Source organism: Actinoplanes sp. NPDC051851 (assembly GCF_040681165.1).
GTDB lineage: Bacteria > Actinomycetota > Actinomycetes > Mycobacteriales > Micromonosporaceae > Actinoplanes.
This window is the reverse complement of the sequence record NZ_JBFAYF010000083.1, coordinates 15,384-31,305: the sequence shown is the minus strand read 5'-3', so window position 1 is coordinate 31,305 and position 15,922 is coordinate 15,384. Positions and strand designations below refer to the sequence as shown.

Here is a 15,922-nt window from a genome sequence, read left to right as displayed (position 1 = left end):
TCTTCGCCACCGCGGCAGTATCCACGGCGTCAGTTGTCATGGTCATCAGATGCGTCTCCTTGATCAGGAGTTACACCGTTATTTGTACAGTCCCCCTCACGGTGCTGGCCGCCCACTCGCGGATCCTGGTGGCCCACCAGTCCAGACTGTCGTCCGGGTAGCTTCCGGCGTACAGGTGATCCGGGTCCGGGCCGTGCAGGCGCAGGTAGACGAACGGGGCGGTGGCACGCAGGACGCACGGCAGTCTGGCGCCGCTCATCACGCATTACGCCGCCCGGTGCCGGGCGAGCAGGTCGAACACGTCATCGTGGTGCCAGCTGGGGTGCCGAAGCTCGACCGCGACGCGGATCCAGTCCGGCAGCAGGCCGAGAAAGTAGTCGAGCCGTGCGTCGTCGCGTTGCTGCTGCGGACCCAGCTGGACCAGCAGGACGCCGCATTTGTCGCCGAGCTCGTACAGGCCGGCCGTGATATGAGTGATCCAGCCCTCAGGCGCGTAGAGCTTCTTGGCGTCGGTCAGTGCTCGGGGCGCTTTGACAGACAGGAGGAATCCGCTGGGCAGTCGCCGCCGCCAGCTGCTGAATGTGGCGGGGCTGGGCCAGCGGTAGAAACTCGCGTTGAGTTCAACGGTGCGGAAGCGACGGGTGTAGTGCTGGAGGCGGTCCCGCGGCGGCGTGGCCGGTGGATAGAGCACGCCATGCCAGTGCGCGTAACTCCAGCCGAACGTTCCAATGTGCACGCTCACGAGCGATACGCGCCCCCACCGAGGGCTCACCATGCCGCCTCGGCGATGCTTTCTGGCAGCTCCGGGCGGTGCAGACCCTCGGTTACTCGTTGCGTCGCCGGGTTGTTGCCGGACGGCGGCTCACCGGCCGCGACGGCAGGGATTCGGGGTCGTCAAACGGCGCCCGGGTTGGAGAACACCACATGCGGAACCGGGCGCCCACCCACACCGGGAACAGCCGACAAAGACACAGATCTATCTGATTCGTTCATGCGATCACGCTGGCATCGAACTGACGTTCGACTCCGCAAGTACGTGAAACGCATACCCGTGCCCGGCTTCACGCCACGAGACTCCGATTCACCGCGCCGGGATCGCTGAGGCCGCGCTGACACCGCGACATCCAGCCGAATCCGGTCGTTTCGCCGACCACCGTCGGGGAACGCCAACAGCTAGACACCGTGGCCTTGCCATCTTGCACAGGGGAGCATCGTATGCCTGAGAATGAGCCCGCGCAGAACCCGCCAGGCAGCACCGCCGTGATGCGCCGCAAACCGGATCACGGCGAGGACAGCTATCGCGGCTCGGGGCGGCTGGCCGGTAAACGTGCGTTGATCACCGGTGGGGACAGCGGCATCGGACGGGCGGTCGCCATTGCGTTCGCCCGGGAAGGAGCCGACGTCGCGATCTCGTATCTGAACGAGGACGACGACGCGCGTGACACGGCGGACCTGGTCGAGAAGGCCGGCCGGCGGGCCGTGCTGCTCCCCGGTGACCTGGCCGGACGCGACCGGTGCCAGGCGGTTGTCGACCAGACCGTGCGCGAACTCGGCGGCCTGGACGTCCTGGTCAACAACGCCGCCCACCAGATGACCTATCACACCGTCGAGGAGATCCCGGACGACGAGTGGGTCAACACCTTCGACGTCAACATCACCGCGATGTTCCGGCTGGTCCAAGCGGCGATGCCGCACCTGGGCGAGAGCGCGTCGATCATCAACACCAGCTCGGTCAACTACGACCAGCCCAAACCGACCCTGCTGCCGTACGCGACGACCAAAGGCGCGATCGCGAACTTCACCGCCGGTCTGGCGCAGATGCTCGGTGACCGCGGGATCCGGGTGAACGCGATCGCACCCGGGCCGATCTGGACCCCGCTGATCCCGTCCACGATGCCCGCCGAGCAGGTCACCGAGTTCGGCAAGAACACCCCGTTGGGCCGACCCGGCGAACCTCGCGAGGTCGCGCCCGCCTACGTGCTGCTCGCCTCGGACGAAGCCTCCTACATCTCCGGCGCGGTCATTCCGGTCACCGGCGGCAGGCCCATTCTCTGATCGCGTTTCGCGGCGACGACCACGGGCATTCCTCTGATCGGACAAGCAAACTCGGAGGCGATGATGCCGGCAGGATCGAGCCCTAAACGCGAACGGCAGTACGAGCACATCAAGGACAGCGTGGAGAAGCGCGGCGGCTCCACCACGGAGGCCAAGGAGATCGCGGCCCGCACGGTCAACAAGGAACGTGCGCGCGCCGGCGAATCGAAGACGGCCAGCCGCACCTCGATCAAGGACGTGTCGTCCGGACACCGCGGCGGCAAACGCTCACACACCGGGGCGCAGGGCCGCACCAAGGAACAGCTGTACAACGAGGCCAAGAAACGCAACATCGCCGGCCGCTCATCGATGTCCAAGGCACAGCTGGAACACGCCTTGGCCCGCTGAGGCGCCACTCGGCCTACCGGCAATTGCCGCATACCGTGAACGGAGAAGCACAGTGAGTACCGTTACCGAGTCCGTGGACGTGAACGTGCCGGTCGGCACGGCCTACAACCAGTGGACCCAGTTCGAGGACTTCCCGAAGTTCATGGACGGCGTCGAGTCGATCACGCAGACCGACCCGACCCACACGCACTGGGTGACCAAGGTGGCCGGGCAGACCCGCGAGTTCGACGCGGAGATCACCGAGCAGCACCCGGACGAGCGGGTCGCGTGGAAGAGCACCGGCGGCGACACCCGGCACGCCGGCGTCGTCACCTTCCACCGCCTCAACGACAGCGAGACCCGGGTGACCATCCAGCTCGACTGGGAGCCCGAAGGGTTCGCCGAGAAGGTCGGCAGCGCCGTCGGCGTCGACAGCCACCAGGTCAAGGCCGACGCCAAGCGGTTCAAGGAGTACATCGAGGAGCACGGCACCGCGACCGGCTCGTGGCGTGGTGACGTCGACCGTCCGGGAATCTGACGGCGGCACGAACTCGGGTAGCGGCCGGCGAGGTTCTCGCCGGCCGCTGCCGTGTGTCGGTGGCGATGATCGGCCGACGGCGAAAGTGGGTATGGGGCTGCCGTGACTGGCAGGAGCAGGCTGTTGATAGCCACGGTCGCGGTGGTGCTGTCATGGGCGGGAGTTGCCTACGACGTGTCCCGGCCCACCGATTACCGCCGCTACGTGCGGACGATGGTGCAGGTCGCCGAGTCCGGCCACGACGCGGCCCAGACCGGACGGCTGATCGCCCAGCAACAGGTGGACGGGCGGATCACCGCGGCGTTCGGGACGGCCGCTTACGACGACGCTGCGAAGGGCCTGGCCGGAGCGCAGAAGAAGTTCGCGGGCGAGGGCCTGCCGGACGAGCGGTCGCAGCGGCTGCGCGACGAGCTGAGCCCGTTGCTGACCGGCACGGTGGTCGCGCTCGGGGACACCGTCGAGGCCTCCGATGACCGTGCGCGCGAAGCGGGGTCGGCAAAGCTCGGCGAGTTCGCATCGTCGCTCGAGGACTTCATCGAGGCGTACGGATGAAAAAGTTCTTCGCGATCGCGCTCGGGATCCTGACCGCGATCGGCGGATTCGTCGACATCGGCGACATCGTCGCCAACGCGGAAGCCGGCGCCCGGTTCGGGCTCGCCCACGTCTGGGTCCTGGTCGTCGGTGTGGTCGGGATCTGCGTGTACGCAGAGATGGCCGGCCGGGTCGCGGCGGTCAGCGGACGCCCGGTCTTCGACCTCGTCCGCGAGCGTCTCGGCCCGCGGATGGCTCTGGCGAACCTGGTGGGGTCGCTGCTGGTTACCGTGCTGACCCTCGGAGCGGAGATCGGCGGCGTCGGCCTGGCGCTGCAGCTGGCCACCAGCGTCAACTACCTGCTCTGGGTGCCGGTGATCGCCTTCGTGCTGTGGGCGGCGCTGTGGCGGGTCAAGTTCACCCTTCTGGAAAACCTCTTCGGACTCACCGGCCTGGTGCTGGTGGTGTTCGTGATCGCGTTCTTCCGGCTGCCCGCCGACCACGCCGAACTGCTGCACCAGGCCACGCATCCCGGGCCGCCCAGCGGGGAGGACTGGGGCACCTACTGGTTCATGGCGGTAGCGTTGTTCGCCTCCGCGCTCACGCCGTACGAGGTGTTCTTCTTCTCCTCCGGTGCCGTGGAGGAACGCTGGAGCGCCAAGGACCTGCTCACCTCCCGGATCAACGTCTTCGTCGGCTTCCCGCTCGGCGGAATCCTGGCCTTCGCGCTGATGCTCACCTCCGCGGCCGTGTTCCATCCCCTGAACACGTCAGTCGACTCGCTGTCACAGGTCGCGATGCCGGCCGCGATCGCACTCGGCAAACTCGGACTCGCCGCGGCGATCCTCGGCTTCTTCGCCGCCACCTTCGGCGCGGCCATGGAGACCAGCCTGTCCACCGGCTACACCGTCGCGCAGTACTTCGGCTGGAACTGGGGCAAGCTGCGCGAGCCCCGCGACGCGACACGGTTCCACACCGTCGTCATGGTCGGCATCATCGTCGGCGTAGCGGTGCTGTTCACCAGCATCGACCCGATCCAGCTGACCGAATACACCCTGGTGTTCAGCGCGGTCGCGCTGCCGCTGACCTACCTGCCGATCCTGGTCGTCGCCAACGACCGCGGCTACCTCGGCGACCGGGTCAACGGCCGGCTCGCCAACGGCCTCGGCACCGCATACCTGATCGTGGTCGTCGCCGCGGCCGTGGCCGCAATCCCACTCATGATCGTCACTCGGATGGGCGGAGGCTGACATGCTGATCGGATTCGACCTGCTCGACCGGCAGATCCTCGACGCCGACGGCGAACCGGTCGGCAAGGTCGACGACGTCGAAATCTCCGACGGTACGGTCGTAGCCCTGCTCTGCGGCCAACAGGCGCTCGGCGAACGGATCGGTGGCACGCTCGGCCGCTGGATCGCCGCCGGCGCACGGCGCATGTCCGAGCCGCCCGACCAGCCGCCGATCCGTATCGGAGTCGACCTGATCGCGAAGGTGACCAGCGCGGTCGAGCTGAGCGTACGCCGCGAACTGCTCGCCGAGCCGCCACTGGAGACCTGGCTACGCGACCACCTGATCGGCCGGATCCCCGGAGCCCGCGATGCCTCATAGCCAGCGTTCCGGCGACCTGATCGGAAAGACCGTGCCCGGCCGCGGCCGGATCGCCGACATGATCATCGACGAGCAGTGGCGGATCACCGCGGTCATCGTGGTCAAGGGGCCGTGGGGGCGCCTGCTCGGCTACGAACGCGACGAGGTCCGCGGCCCCTGGCTGATCGAGCACGTCGCCCGGCTGATCCTGCGCCGCGACTCCACCGAGATCGCCTGGCACGACCTGCCGCCGGAAGTGACCGGTGACCTTTTTCATCCTGAGTAGGCCGGGTTCTCGACGTGGTGAAGGACGAGGATGGCCTGCACGATCTGGGTCGCCCGGTGCGGGCTGCAGCGGAGTTTCGTGAGGACCTTCCAGGTCATGTGGGTGGCGTTGGCGCGCTCGCCGATAGCGCGGATCCGGGCGTGCCCGCGGTTGTCGCCGTTACGCAGGTGGGCCAGGGCGAGCAGGGCTTGGCGGCCGGGGTCGAGGCGCCGCCACCGGGACCGGCGCTGCCGGCGGTGGGTGCGGATGAGGCCGGCGAGGTGGTTGAGGCTGCGAGTGGACAACGGAATCGCGGCGGGGTAGGACAGCACAGCGAGGCTCCCGGCTGGGGCATCTGATCTTGGTCGATTGCTGTCTTACCGGGAGTCTCGTTCTATGTCGACTCCCGTGCTCCGCCCCTGCAGTGACCTGCACCGTCACGATGAAAAAAGCTCACTGCATGCGACTCAAGGATCCAGGTCGCCTCTCTGGAGCGCCGACGTCCGTCAATTGTTGCTCGGGACAGCGAGTTCGCTGCCCCGAGCAGCTCATCTGTCGTTTGTCTTCGTGGTCGGCAGTGGAGTCTCCTGCTACTGGCTGATGGCGGCCATCAGGTCGCTTTCGGCCTGGGTCAGGCCATCGCTCAGTGCTGTGGCGTCGCGCCCGCCGGCACTGGCAACCGAGCCGTTACCGCCTGCGCCTCCACCGATCGTTGTTGCTGCTCGGAGAAGGATCTGACGCGCTTGAATGCCACGGTTCAGCACCTGAGTGTTGACGGCCGCGGCAAGGTTGGCCTTGCCGTCGCTGATGGCCGCGAGGACGACGCCCGCAGCGGTGTCCTGCGGCAGACGATGCATGGCGGCGGCCGCGAGCGACCGCAGCTCTGCGGCGCTCACGTCGGTGACCTGCGCGGCGACGACGAATCCGTCGCCGTGGGCACGGCGCTCTCCGGCAAGGCTGGTGGCGATGGTTTCCAGTTCCTGGCGCCGGTAGTCGGCCAGCTTCTTCTCGGCTTCGGCTAATGCCGTGAGCCGTTTGCTGAGAGTGCTGATCAAGTCGTCGGGTCGACTCCCGATTAGACGCGTGGCCTCCTCAAGAAGACGGTGTTCGTGATCAGCCCGTTGGAGGGCATCTCGGCCGGTGAAGGCTTCGATGCGGCGTAGTCCGGCGCCGATGGAGGATTCGCTGAGGATGCGGACGGGGCCGGCTTGGGCGGCGTGGGTGACGTGGGTTCCTCCGCAGAGTTCGCGGGAGGCGTCGCCGATGTCGACGATGCGGACGAGTTCGCCGTAGGTGTCGCCGAAGAAGGCGAGGGCTCCGGCTTCTTCGGCTTCGGCGCGGGTGGCGTGCCATACCCGGACGACCGGGTCGGCAAGGAGGTAGTCGTTGATCATGGTGTTGATGGTGTGGAGCTGGTCAGGGTCGATGGGGGCGAAGTGAGCGAAGTCGAACCGTAGCCGGTCCGGGGCTACGAGGGAGCCCTGCTGGCGGGCGTGGTCGCCGAGGTTGCGGCGCAGCATCGCGTGAAGGACGTGCGTGGCCGAGTGTGATCGCGCGATCGCGGCGCGCCGGGTTGCGTCCACGACGGCGTGAGCTGGTTGTCCAGGGTGGGCCTGGCCTTGGGTGATCTGGCCGGTGAGGACGTGGAAGCCGTCGAGGCCGTAGGTGGTGTCGGTGATCTCGATGGTGGTGCCGTTGGCGGTGGTGAGGGTTCCGGTGTCGCCGATCTGGCCGCCGCGTTCGGCGTAGAACGGGCTGCGGTCGATGATGATCTCTACCTGTTGGCCCTCGCTCGCTTCGGTGACGGGTGCACCGTCGGTGAGCAGGGCCAGGATGCGGGTGTCGGCGGTGGTGGCGGTGTAGCCGACGAAGTCGGTGCGGCCGTGTTGGGCGAGGATCTCCCGGTAGGTCTCTTGGCGGCGCATCGCGGCGGTGGTCTGGGCCTTGCTGCTCTTCTTCGCGCGGCGTCGCTGTTCGTCCAGGAGCGCGGCGTAGCGGTCTTTGTCGACGGTGAGGCCAGCGGTCTGGGCTGCTTCGAGGGTGAGCTCGATGGGGAAGCCGTAGGTGTCGTGCAGCTCGAACGCGGTCTCGCCGGTCAGGCCGGTACCACCGCTGGTTCGGGTGCGGGTGATTGCGGCGTCGAGCAGGCGGGTGCCCTGGCGCAGGGTCACGCCGAACGTCTCCTCTTCGCGGCTGGCCACGGCGGTGATCAGGTCGCGTTGAGTGTGGAGGTCGGGCCAGTCGTCGCCGAGGTTGTCGATGACGCTGTCGATGACCTCGGCCAGGACGGGCCGGTCGATGTCGAGCGAGCGGGCGTGGCGGATGGCGCGGCGCATCAGGCGGCGCAGGACGTAGCCGCGGCCTTCGTTGGAGGGCAGCACGCCGTCGGCGATCAGGAAGGCGGTGGAGCGGGCGTGCTCGGTGATGACCTGAAAGGAGACCGATTCGACGCTGCCGTCATGGCCGGGGAAGCGGCGTCCGGCCAGGCATTCGACGGCGGCCAGGGTGGGGGCGAGCAGGTCGGTCTCGCAGACGGTGTCGACGCCTTGCAGGATCGCGGCGATGCGGTCGAGGCCGAGCCCGGTGTCGATGCTCTTGTTGGGCAGTTCGCCGAGGATCGGGAAGTCGCCCTTGCCGCCGCCAGCGTTCTCGCCGCGCAGGTTCTGCATGAAGACGAGGTTCCAGATCTCCAGGTAGCGTTCGCCGTTGGCCTCGGGGCCGCCGGCCGGGCCAAACGCGGGGCCGCGGTCATAGCAGACCTCCGAGCACGGGCCGCAGGGGCCGGGAACACCCATGGACCAGAAGTTGTCGTCCATGCCGAGGCGCTGGATCCGGTCGGCGGGGACACCGACCTGGAGCCAGAGGTCGATGGCTTCGTCGTCGTCCTGGTAGACGGTGATCCACAGTTTCGCGGGGTCAAGGTGGTAGTGCTCGGTGAGCAGCGTCCAGGCGTGGCGGATGACGTCGGCTTTGAAGTAGTCGCCGAAGGAGAAGTTGCCGAGCATCTCGAAGAACGTGGCGTGCCGGGTGGTCCTGCCGACGTTGTCGATGTCGGAGGTCCGGGCGCACTTCTGGACGCTGACCGCACGCGGATACGGCGGCGGGACCTCGCCGAGGAAGTACGGCTTGAACTGGTTCATACCGGCGTTGGCCAACAGCAGGGTCGGGTCGTCCGGGACGAGCGAGCTGGACGGCACCCGAGTATGGCCCCGGCTGGTGAAATAGTCGAAGAAGATCTTGCGGATGTCGGCGGAACGCATGACGAAGCCTCACAGGTGATGAGGTGGCGAACGCACCTGGCGCCCCGCACCACCGGCGATCACGCGCAGACGCGCACAGCGGTGGTGCAGGGTCCTCGCCGGTGTCCGTCCAGGCGGGTTCGCGCAGGAAAACAACGGTGGGAGAGCGGGTGTCTGGTCACGCCGAGCCGGGCCGAGGGGGTCAGGCGAGGACGCGGTCCTCGTTCCCCAGCTCGGCGCGGCTAGCTCGCCGCCCCACCATGCCCACGCTCGTGTCCTGCCTTCGTCCTGCGGTTGATGCCGCCGCTCACGGGCTGTCGCCGGAGCATACGGTCGCACCTGTCGCGCTGGAATCGTAGCCTACCGTGACCGTGGGCTTGGCCAGGACCAACCTGACGGCGTCAGCAGGCTCGCCGAGCAACCCGTCCGCGCCCGCCTCGGCCAAGGTTGCGGCGTCTCGGTAGCCCCAGGTCGCTCCGAATACGGGTACACCTGCGGCTTTGCCTGCCTGAATGTCGCTGGCGGTGTCCCCGATGAAGCACGCCTGTTCCCGAGGGATCTGCAGCCGATCGAGCGCGAGCCACAGCGGGTCCGGTGCGGGTTTGGGCGGCGCGTCCTCGAAACACACGATCGTGTCGACCAGGTCGAACACCTCGCCGAGCGGAAGCAGGTCGAGCCGATGGCGACGTTGCAGCGTGACGATGGCCTGCCTACGTCCGGCCATCCGGATGCGCCACATCGCGGCGGTCATCCCGGCTACCAGCCGGGATTTGCCAGCGTGTGCGGCGAACGCGATGTCGAAGTGGGCGTCGAACGCCTGGTCGGCGTCCGGCACACCCAGCTCGGTGAGTGCCTGGACCGGAGGCAGGTAGGCCAGTCGGCGAACCTGCTCGGGTGGCGGCAGGGTTCCGAGCACGATGCCGGCCACCTCGCGGAGAGCCTCTATGACGGTGGTCTTGCTGTCCACGATTACGCCGTCGAGGTCGTACAGCACGGCATGGATCATGGCTGCCCCCGCTGTGCACGAACCGGCGCGGTCTCGTCGATAACACCGACGACGGTGATGCCCTGGCCGTCAAGCAGGGCTTTGGCGCTACCGGGCCGGATCAGGATGGCAACCGCAGCAACGGGATCAGCTCCGACCTGCCGGAGTGCCGTTGCGGCGACGGCTATCTGCCCTCCGGAACGAATCACGTCATCGACCATCGCCACCCGGGCTCCGGGGCGGGGAGAGCCCTCGACTTGCAGGCGGGCGCCATAGGGCTTGGCCACCTTACGAACGAACGCCGCCGGCAAGCCTGTGGCCGCCGATACGGCAAGAGCGAACGGCACACCGCCGAGCTCCAATCCGGCGATCACGTCGATGTTCGGCGGCAACAGGTCGGCGAGCACTTCACCGGTCTGGGCCAGGAGTTCGGGGTCCGCGGCGACGCGATACTCGTCGAAGTAGAAATCGAGGACTCTCCCGGTTGACAGCCAGTAGGGGCCGTTCATCGTGCCGGCGGCGAGAACGCGCTCGGCCAGCGCCATGATCGCCGGTGTCACGAGGCGCTCCGATGTGCACCGTGGTCTGGGGCGATGTGGGGAATCAGATCGGTCGCCCGGTCGATGTGATGCAGGAACGCCAGCGGACGGGTCGGTGACTCGTAGAGCCATCGCTCGGCCCGGAGAAAGCCGAGCAGCCGGCGCGCGGTCGCGCCGGCGATCACGACGGGGACCGGACGGATGTTGCTCGCGTACCAGAGCGCGGCGGTCAGTTCATGCAGCGTGCCGATGCCACCCGCCATGGCGACGATGACGTCCGCCGTGTCGAGGAAGGAGTGCATGCGCTCGCCCATGGTGGGCAGCAGGATCGTGTCGGTGACGTGCGGGTTGAAGGCGCCCCATGGCATGTTCTGGAGGCTGACCGCGACCACCGGGGCGCCGTGTTCGGAGGCACCCTTCGCGGCGTGTTCCATCAGCCCGTTATAGCCGCCGTGCCGGAGCGTGTAGCCGTACTCGGCGAGCAGGACGCCGATGTCCTGGGCGAGGTGTTCCTCGTGCGGTGACGCGGTCACGCAACCGCCGAAGAACACCGCTATCCGATCAGAGCTGTTCACATCTGCTCCAGGTAGTGCCGGTAAGCGGTGATCGCCGTGCGAAGATCGGCGACCGCGTCCGGCGCGGCGCGCTCCGCCAGTTCCAGGGCGATGGTCAGTGCGGCCGTCAGGTCGCGCGAGTCAGGGATCGGCTGGCTGGAGATCAGCCGGTCGAGGTCGGCGAGGGACTGCCGGCCGATCGGTGTGGTCCCGATCTCCTCGGCGAGCTGGTACCAGCCGTAGAAGGCCGATCCCGGCGCCAACGCCGCTTTGATCAGGTTCTTCGCCGCGGTATGCAGGGCGAACATCTCCGCGTACGCAATGTATCGCTGTCCCCGAGCGATCCTCTTGTGGATCATGTGGCCCAGCACCAGGATTTCCACCAGCAGTTCCTGGGTGGTGTACGGCCGATCGAGGGTGCTGCTGATGAGCCAGTCGACCTGCTGGCTGTTGCGCGCGCTGCGCTCGCCCTCGGCCTGGTAGACCGGCATCGCCTTGGTCCTGGCGAGCACGGTGTCCAGCCGCGAGACCGGCACCGCGTAGAGGTCGATCTGGTGCAGCGATTTCTCGTGCGGGACGAGGAAGACGTAGCCGAGCCCGCCCATGCGGGCGACGATCGTGTCCCGCCACCCCGGCAGCAGGGCACCGAGCTCGGTACTCATCAGGGTGTCGAGGACTCTCAGGAACGGCCCGAAGTCGGGGTCGTGGACCGCGACGATGAAGTCGAGGTCGGAGAGCCGGTCAGCGGTGCCGGCCGCGAGTGATCCACGCACGTGCAGCGAGTGCACGGCGCTGCTGCGGCCGATCACCTCGATCGTCTTCTCCAACAGACCGAACTGGCGCGGCAGATTCACCGCGGCGACGTCATCGAGCAGACGGGTACTCACAGCGGAACCTCCTGAAACGAAGCGACGAATCCTGCGGCTCGTGATCACGGCCGGCCGAGCATCACGGTCTTCTTGGCCGTCCACCGCTGGGCGTCGCCCTCCCGGCCCAGAGCGGCGTACATGCCGCTGATCAGGTCGTACGCCTGCCCCTCGGGCATCGCGTACTGGTAGAAGAGCTTCAGCAGCGTGGTCTCGGCGGCATGGTCGTAGTCCAGCTCCGCGAGACCGGTCGCGGTGGCGACCACCTCATCGATCTGCGACTGCTCCAGCACGGGCAGCAGCTCGGCGTGCCCCAGCCCCACGACCTCGCCGCGATTAAGGGCAGCGAAGGTGTCGTCGGCGTAGCAGTCGATGATCAGGTGGATCCTGGAGGGGCCGTGCCGGTTGCAGACGCCATGCGGGCTCGTGGGCGTCAGCCGCCATACCCGGCCCACGCTCATGTGGACCTTCGTGCCGCCGATCACGAGATACGCCGATGAGTTGGTCACCAGCGGTACGTGCAGCCGGTGCCGCTCGGTGGTGGTCAACTCGCCGTAGTCGCGGTGCTCCCAGAGGAACGCTCCGGCATCCAGGCGGGCCAGCCGCGCCCACATGGCCTTGACGCCCAGCTCGGCGATCAGCTCCTGCACGGCGGGCATCTGCTCAAGCAGGGCGGTGGGTTGAGGCTGAGGACAGTCCCGGATCGTGACGTCGCGCGGGTCACCGGTGTCGTTGAGCAGCGACAAGGTGTGCCAGCCGCCGTTCTGGTAATCGCCGTACTCCACGGACCAGTTCCGGGGGATGGTCAGTGCCTCGTGGCGTAGTCGTTCCATCAACCCTGGGTCGAGCTGTCGCAGGGCCGCGATCTCCGTCGGCAGAGTGGTCGGGCCTGCAGAGGTGATGGTCATCAAAGAATTCCTTCCAGGAGACCGGAGCAGGGTCAAAGATCGCTTGGTGGTTCGGCGCAACCGGTGAACCCGGAGCGCGGATGAGGAGATTGGTGGGGCGGGCGTGACCGGCCACTCGGGGGAAAAGCCGGCCACGCCCGCGTCGGACCCGTCAGGCGGCGTGAGCTCCGTGACGGGAGTCGAGAGCGCCGGACTTGCGCTGGACCATGGCGGGCATCACGCCGCTCCGGGCGTCCGCCTCCGGCACCCAACCGAGGTAGCGGGCATACAGCTCAGCGGCGGCGCTTGTCGGGTGGTAATCCATCGCCTCGATCATCTGGAGGCTGAGATAGATCAGCAGCGAGCTCCGGGCATCTCGATACTCACGAACCAGAACCTTGCGCTGGGTCTCACACGGCCATTGGTCACCGCAGGCCCGGCAGTCACCGCCCGGGTGGACAGCGAGATGCAGCGGTAGTGCCGGTCGCCGAGGCTCGGTCCCGTCTATCCCGCTCATCTCGACCGCTCCGTGCAGCGGCACTCGGCACCTGTCGCCGGATCAAGGTCCGAGGCCGGCACCAGGCAGGCCATCGTGCTCGCGAAAAGCGGCGCGTAGTGGCGAATCCCGGCGAACCATACTGTCCGCCACTCCGTGATGCGCAGCGGCGCAGACATGACATCGCAAGCCGGCTGGTCGCAGAAACGATGGCCCGTTTCGCCTGCTCGGAGCACTTCGGCCGCCCACTGCTGGGCCTGCACGACAGCCTGCGGATCGGTCAAATCCTCGTTGATTTCACCAACGATCAGGCCCTTCAGTTCCTCATCGTGGTCCAGCCACACCCAGCAGCCGTCCCGCCGGTCGAAGGCCACCATGCCGACCAGCCACCGCCGGATCGCCCACGCAAGATCAGCTTCGGTTTCCAGAACCAGGACGGCGCTCCTCTCGCCTGCACCCAGTGCAACTGCAAACCGGGATGCCCGAACCTGCACACCTTGCCGGCATCCGGAATTCCCGAGCTCGGCGCAAAGAGGTACAGCATCGACGCTCACCGCCGGATCACCGCAGGAAGCAGGGGTACGCCGACAAGCAGCGCCCCCACCAGTTCAGGTCGGCTCGCACCGGGCTGCCGCACCGGCAGAGCCAGGCTCCGAGCAAAGACCGCTGCAGCGGTCTCCCGCTGATCACACGGCCCCAGCGAGCCACACTCCAAGCACCGCGCCGTCGCGCTCGATGTCACATGCCGGTCCAGAATCCCCTGCGCCTGGGCTAGTAATCTCGCCGCCGAGCTCGCGTAATACATGCTCGCTGTCGCCATCGCCCCTCCTTCCGTCCTGATACGACCTTCGCTCGGATCGATGCCTCGTGGCCGAAGCCGACGGAGCGCCCGACTACTGATCGTGTGTGGAAGTTATCGGCGGGTGCATGCCACACTGGTACCAAGTGGTTCCGGTAGTTTCCCCGCGCAGGGGCCGAACACCCCGGGAGCAGGTCATGAGATCACCACACATCGCGACGGAACCCATCGGCGAACGCCTCCGGATGCTGCGCCTCCAGCGCAACTGGTCCATCCGCCATGCGGCATCCCGCGCGGGCATCAGCCATGTGCAATGGAGTCGACTCGAACGCGGCGAGCGCAGCGCCGACAACCGGTTCATGCTCGCCGCGCTGGCCAAGGCGCTCAACGTTCCTCTCGCCGAACTCACCGGCACCGGGGCCATCGGCCCCGAACACGGAGAGACCGAGACGAAGAGCGCGATCTACCACATCGTGCAGGCAGCCATCGAAGCCGATCTCGAAGACCCACCCGCCGTCACCGAGACGCCGCTGGAGCCCCTGATCCAGCGGCTCGACCTGGTCATGGACCTACGCCTCAAGTGCGACTACACCGGAGCCGGGAAACTCATCCCGCCGCTGCTCCGCGATCTGCACTCCGCGGCCTTCGGCCACGAACGAGAGCGGGCCCTGGAGGCGCTTGTCCTAGCCCAGGACACCGCCTCATTCGTCATCAGATACCTCGGCGACTCCGCCTCGGCGGTGCTGATCGCCGACCGCGGCCGCCAGGCCGCCACGTACCTGCAGAACCCCGTCATGCTCGGCCTGTCCGCGTGGTCACAAGCCCACGCCGCGAGCGGCTGCGGGCTGTATGCCCGCGCACTCCGCATCGCCGAACGGGCCACCACCGAGCTGGGGCCTCATGTCGATAAGCCTCACGGCAAAGAGATGCTCGGCCAGCTCTACATGATGACCGGATTCTCGAAACTCGCGCTCGGCGACACCGACGCAGCCGAGGCTGCGATAGGCGAAGCGGAACGCATCGCCCAACTCACCGGGGAATCCCCAGCGCTCGGCCTGAACTTCGGCCCTACCGCCATCGACGTCTGGCGCGTGAGCATGAATGCCGACGCCGGTGACCCACGAGCCGCCGTCCACATCGCCCGAGACATCGACCCCACAGGCATCGCGGCGATATCGCGCTCACGACAGGCCGCGTTCTACATCGACACCGCCCGCGCCCTCAGCAACATCAACAAGGACACCGAGGCCCTCCGCATGCTCCTCAACGCCGAACGGCTCGCGCCCCAACGAGTACGGCTGTCTCCTCTGGTCACCGAAACCGTGCGCCACTTACTGGAGAAGTCCAGGCGCGGAACCGGATGGACCGAGCTACGAGCTCTGTGCGAGCGAGTCGGAGTCAATCCGTGACGGGCAAGGTCACCATCGTCTACGCCAACGAGGAGCCGCCCGAGGCTTGGGACGGCTCGTTGTTCATCGCGGGACCCATGCCACGAACAACAGACGTCCCCTCGTGGCGCCCCGAAGCGATCAAGGTCGTCGAGGAGGCCTGGACCGGGCCCGGCGAACTCGTCGTATTCGTGCCCGAACCCCGCGACGGCAAGCCGCTGAAGTACGACCACTACACGTGGGAAGACCGATGGCTCGCCATCGTCGACGTCATCCTGTTCTGGGTGCCCCGCGACATGCAGCAGATGCCAGGCCTGACCACAAACGTAGAGTTCGGCCGCTGGGAAGACAGCGGCCGAGTCGTCCTCGGCGCCCCGCTCGACGCCGTACACGTCGGCTACCTCAGAGAATGCGCAACTCGAAACGGAGCGCCTGTCGCTACCCGCCTCGACGAGGCTGCAGCCGCTGCGATCACGCTCATCGGCAAGGGCTCTCCCCGCAGCGGCGTCGATCGCCAAATCCCGCTCCTGATATGGAGTCATCCCGATTTCCAGGCATGGCTTTCTGCCCAACATCAGGCCGGCCGCGAAATCCTTGCCGCACGGATCCTCTGGATCCAGCAGAACGAAGATCGCACACCGATCCGCTGGGTCATGAGCGTGCGTGTCAGAAGTGACCAGATGGCAGAATCTAAGGAATTCGTCACTTTCGGCAGCCTGGCCCAATCTCAGGATTGAGCAGGCAGAAGCCATCGCGAGCCAGGCAACGCGACCACTGGAGTCACGGAACGTAGCCGAATGCGCAGAGGCAGCAAGCCGAGGACAACC

At 67.2% G+C, this 15,922-nt stretch carries 17 protein-coding genes and 1 pseudogene; 9 read left to right on the top strand and 9 right to left on the bottom strand.

Translation table 11 applies throughout. The features are described 5' to 3' along the window. Positions 1 to 70: 70 nt before the first annotated feature. Positions 71 to 691, bottom strand: a pseudogene (locus tag AB0M08_RS42645) (DUF72 domain-containing protein). A gap of 524 nt (positions 692 to 1,215) precedes the next feature. Here AB0M08_RS42645 and AB0M08_RS42640 point away from each other — a divergent pair. From AB0M08_RS42640 to AB0M08_RS42610, 7 genes are all read left to right on the top strand, one after another. Beyond that, positions 1,216 to 2,055 carry an SDR family oxidoreductase gene (locus AB0M08_RS42640; protein WP_364506487.1) on the top strand — a complete coding sequence of 280 codons (840 nt, stop codon included), beginning with the start codon at positions 1,216 to 1,218 and terminating at the stop codon, positions 2,053 to 2,055. A 63-nt stretch (positions 2,056 to 2,118) separates the two neighbouring features. Further along, positions 2,119 to 2,442 carry a plasmid stabilization protein gene (locus tag AB0M08_RS42635; protein WP_364506489.1) on the top strand — a complete coding sequence of 108 codons (324 nt, stop codon included), beginning with the start codon at positions 2,119 to 2,121 and terminating at the stop codon, positions 2,440 to 2,442. A gap of 52 nt (positions 2,443 to 2,494) precedes the next feature. Further along, a complete protein-coding gene (locus AB0M08_RS42630) occupies positions 2,495 to 2,959 on the top strand; it encodes an SRPBCC family protein (RefSeq protein ID WP_364506484.1) in 465 nt (154 codons plus the stop codon). A gap of 123 nt (positions 2,960 to 3,082) precedes the next feature. Next, positions 3,083 to 3,511 (top strand): hypothetical protein, encoded by a 429-nt coding sequence (locus tag AB0M08_RS42625; protein ID WP_364506481.1) that lies wholly within the window; start codon positions 3,083 to 3,085, stop codon positions 3,509 to 3,511. Further along, positions 3,508 to 4,740, top strand: a complete 1,233-nt coding sequence (locus AB0M08_RS42620) for a divalent metal cation transporter (RefSeq protein ID WP_364506478.1) — start codon at positions 3,508 to 3,510, stop codon at positions 4,738 to 4,740. The genes AB0M08_RS42625 and AB0M08_RS42620 overlap by 4 nt, the downstream gene beginning before the upstream one ends. A 1-nt stretch (position 4,741) precedes the next feature. Then, entirely contained in the window at positions 4,742 to 5,098 is a 357-nt protein-coding gene (locus AB0M08_RS42615; protein WP_364506476.1) for a hypothetical protein, read from the top strand. Continuing rightward, positions 5,088 to 5,363: a hypothetical protein gene (locus AB0M08_RS42610; protein ID WP_364506473.1), complete on the top strand. Its 276-nt coding sequence runs from the start codon at positions 5,088 to 5,090 to the stop codon at positions 5,361 to 5,363. The genes AB0M08_RS42615 and AB0M08_RS42610 overlap by 11 nt, the downstream gene beginning before the upstream one ends. On the opposite strand, the gene AB0M08_RS42605 is transcribed toward AB0M08_RS42610, so the two are convergent. The 8 genes from AB0M08_RS42605 to AB0M08_RS42570 form a co-directional block, all read right to left on the bottom strand. Next, positions 5,351 to 5,674: a hypothetical protein gene (locus AB0M08_RS42605; RefSeq protein ID WP_364506470.1), complete on the bottom strand. Its 324-nt coding sequence runs from the start codon at positions 5,672 to 5,674 to the stop codon at positions 5,351 to 5,353. The genes AB0M08_RS42610 and AB0M08_RS42605 overlap by 13 nt on opposite strands. 258 nt (positions 5,675 to 5,932) lie before the next feature. Continuing rightward, positions 5,933 to 8,602, bottom strand: a complete 2,670-nt coding sequence (alaS, locus tag AB0M08_RS42600; RefSeq protein WP_364506467.1) for an alanine--tRNA ligase — start codon at positions 8,600 to 8,602, stop codon at positions 5,933 to 5,935. Positions 8,603 to 8,888: 286 nt separating this feature from the next. Further along, complete coding sequence (locus AB0M08_RS42595; RefSeq protein WP_364506464.1) at positions 8,889 to 9,575, bottom strand: HAD hydrolase-like protein; 687 nt, start codon at positions 9,573 to 9,575, stop codon at positions 8,889 to 8,891. A gap of 8 nt (positions 9,576 to 9,583) precedes the next feature. Continuing rightward, on the bottom strand, positions 9,584 to 10,126 hold the full coding sequence (locus AB0M08_RS42590) for a phosphoribosyltransferase family protein (RefSeq protein WP_364506462.1): 543 nt from the start codon (positions 10,124 to 10,126) through the stop codon (positions 9,584 to 9,586). Then, positions 10,123 to 10,680, bottom strand: a complete 558-nt coding sequence (locus AB0M08_RS42585; protein WP_364506460.1) for an LOG family protein — start codon at positions 10,678 to 10,680, stop codon at positions 10,123 to 10,125. The genes AB0M08_RS42590 and AB0M08_RS42585 overlap by 4 nt, the downstream gene beginning before the upstream one ends. Continuing rightward, a complete protein-coding gene (locus AB0M08_RS42580; protein WP_364506457.1) occupies positions 10,677 to 11,546 on the bottom strand; it encodes a hypothetical protein in 870 nt (289 codons plus the stop codon). The genes AB0M08_RS42585 and AB0M08_RS42580 overlap by 4 nt, the downstream gene beginning before the upstream one ends. A 44-nt stretch (positions 11,547 to 11,590) precedes the next feature. Then, positions 11,591 to 12,433 (bottom strand): aspartyl/asparaginyl beta-hydroxylase domain-containing protein, encoded by an 843-nt coding sequence (locus AB0M08_RS42575; RefSeq protein WP_364506455.1) that lies wholly within the window; start codon positions 12,431 to 12,433, stop codon positions 11,591 to 11,593. A 492-nt stretch (positions 12,434 to 12,925) separates the two neighbouring features. Next, the gene (locus AB0M08_RS42570) at positions 12,926 to 13,462 is read right to left on the bottom strand and encodes a hypothetical protein (RefSeq protein WP_364506453.1); all 537 of its coding nucleotides are present in this window, start codon (positions 13,460 to 13,462) and stop codon (positions 12,926 to 12,928) included. 442 nt (positions 13,463 to 13,904) lie between these two features. Here AB0M08_RS42570 and AB0M08_RS42565 point away from each other — a divergent pair, with 442 nt between their 5' ends. Together AB0M08_RS42565 and AB0M08_RS42560 are read left to right on the top strand one after the other, a co-directional pair. Continuing rightward, positions 13,905 to 15,116, top strand: a complete 1,212-nt coding sequence (locus AB0M08_RS42565; RefSeq protein ID WP_364506452.1) for a helix-turn-helix transcriptional regulator — start codon at positions 13,905 to 13,907, stop codon at positions 15,114 to 15,116. Then, on the top strand, positions 15,113 to 15,832 hold the full coding sequence (locus tag AB0M08_RS42560) for a hypothetical protein (RefSeq protein WP_364506450.1): 720 nt from the start codon (positions 15,113 to 15,115) through the stop codon (positions 15,830 to 15,832). Before AB0M08_RS42565 ends, AB0M08_RS42560 begins: the two co-directional genes overlap by 4 nt. Positions 15,833 to 15,922 lie beyond the last annotated feature (90 nt).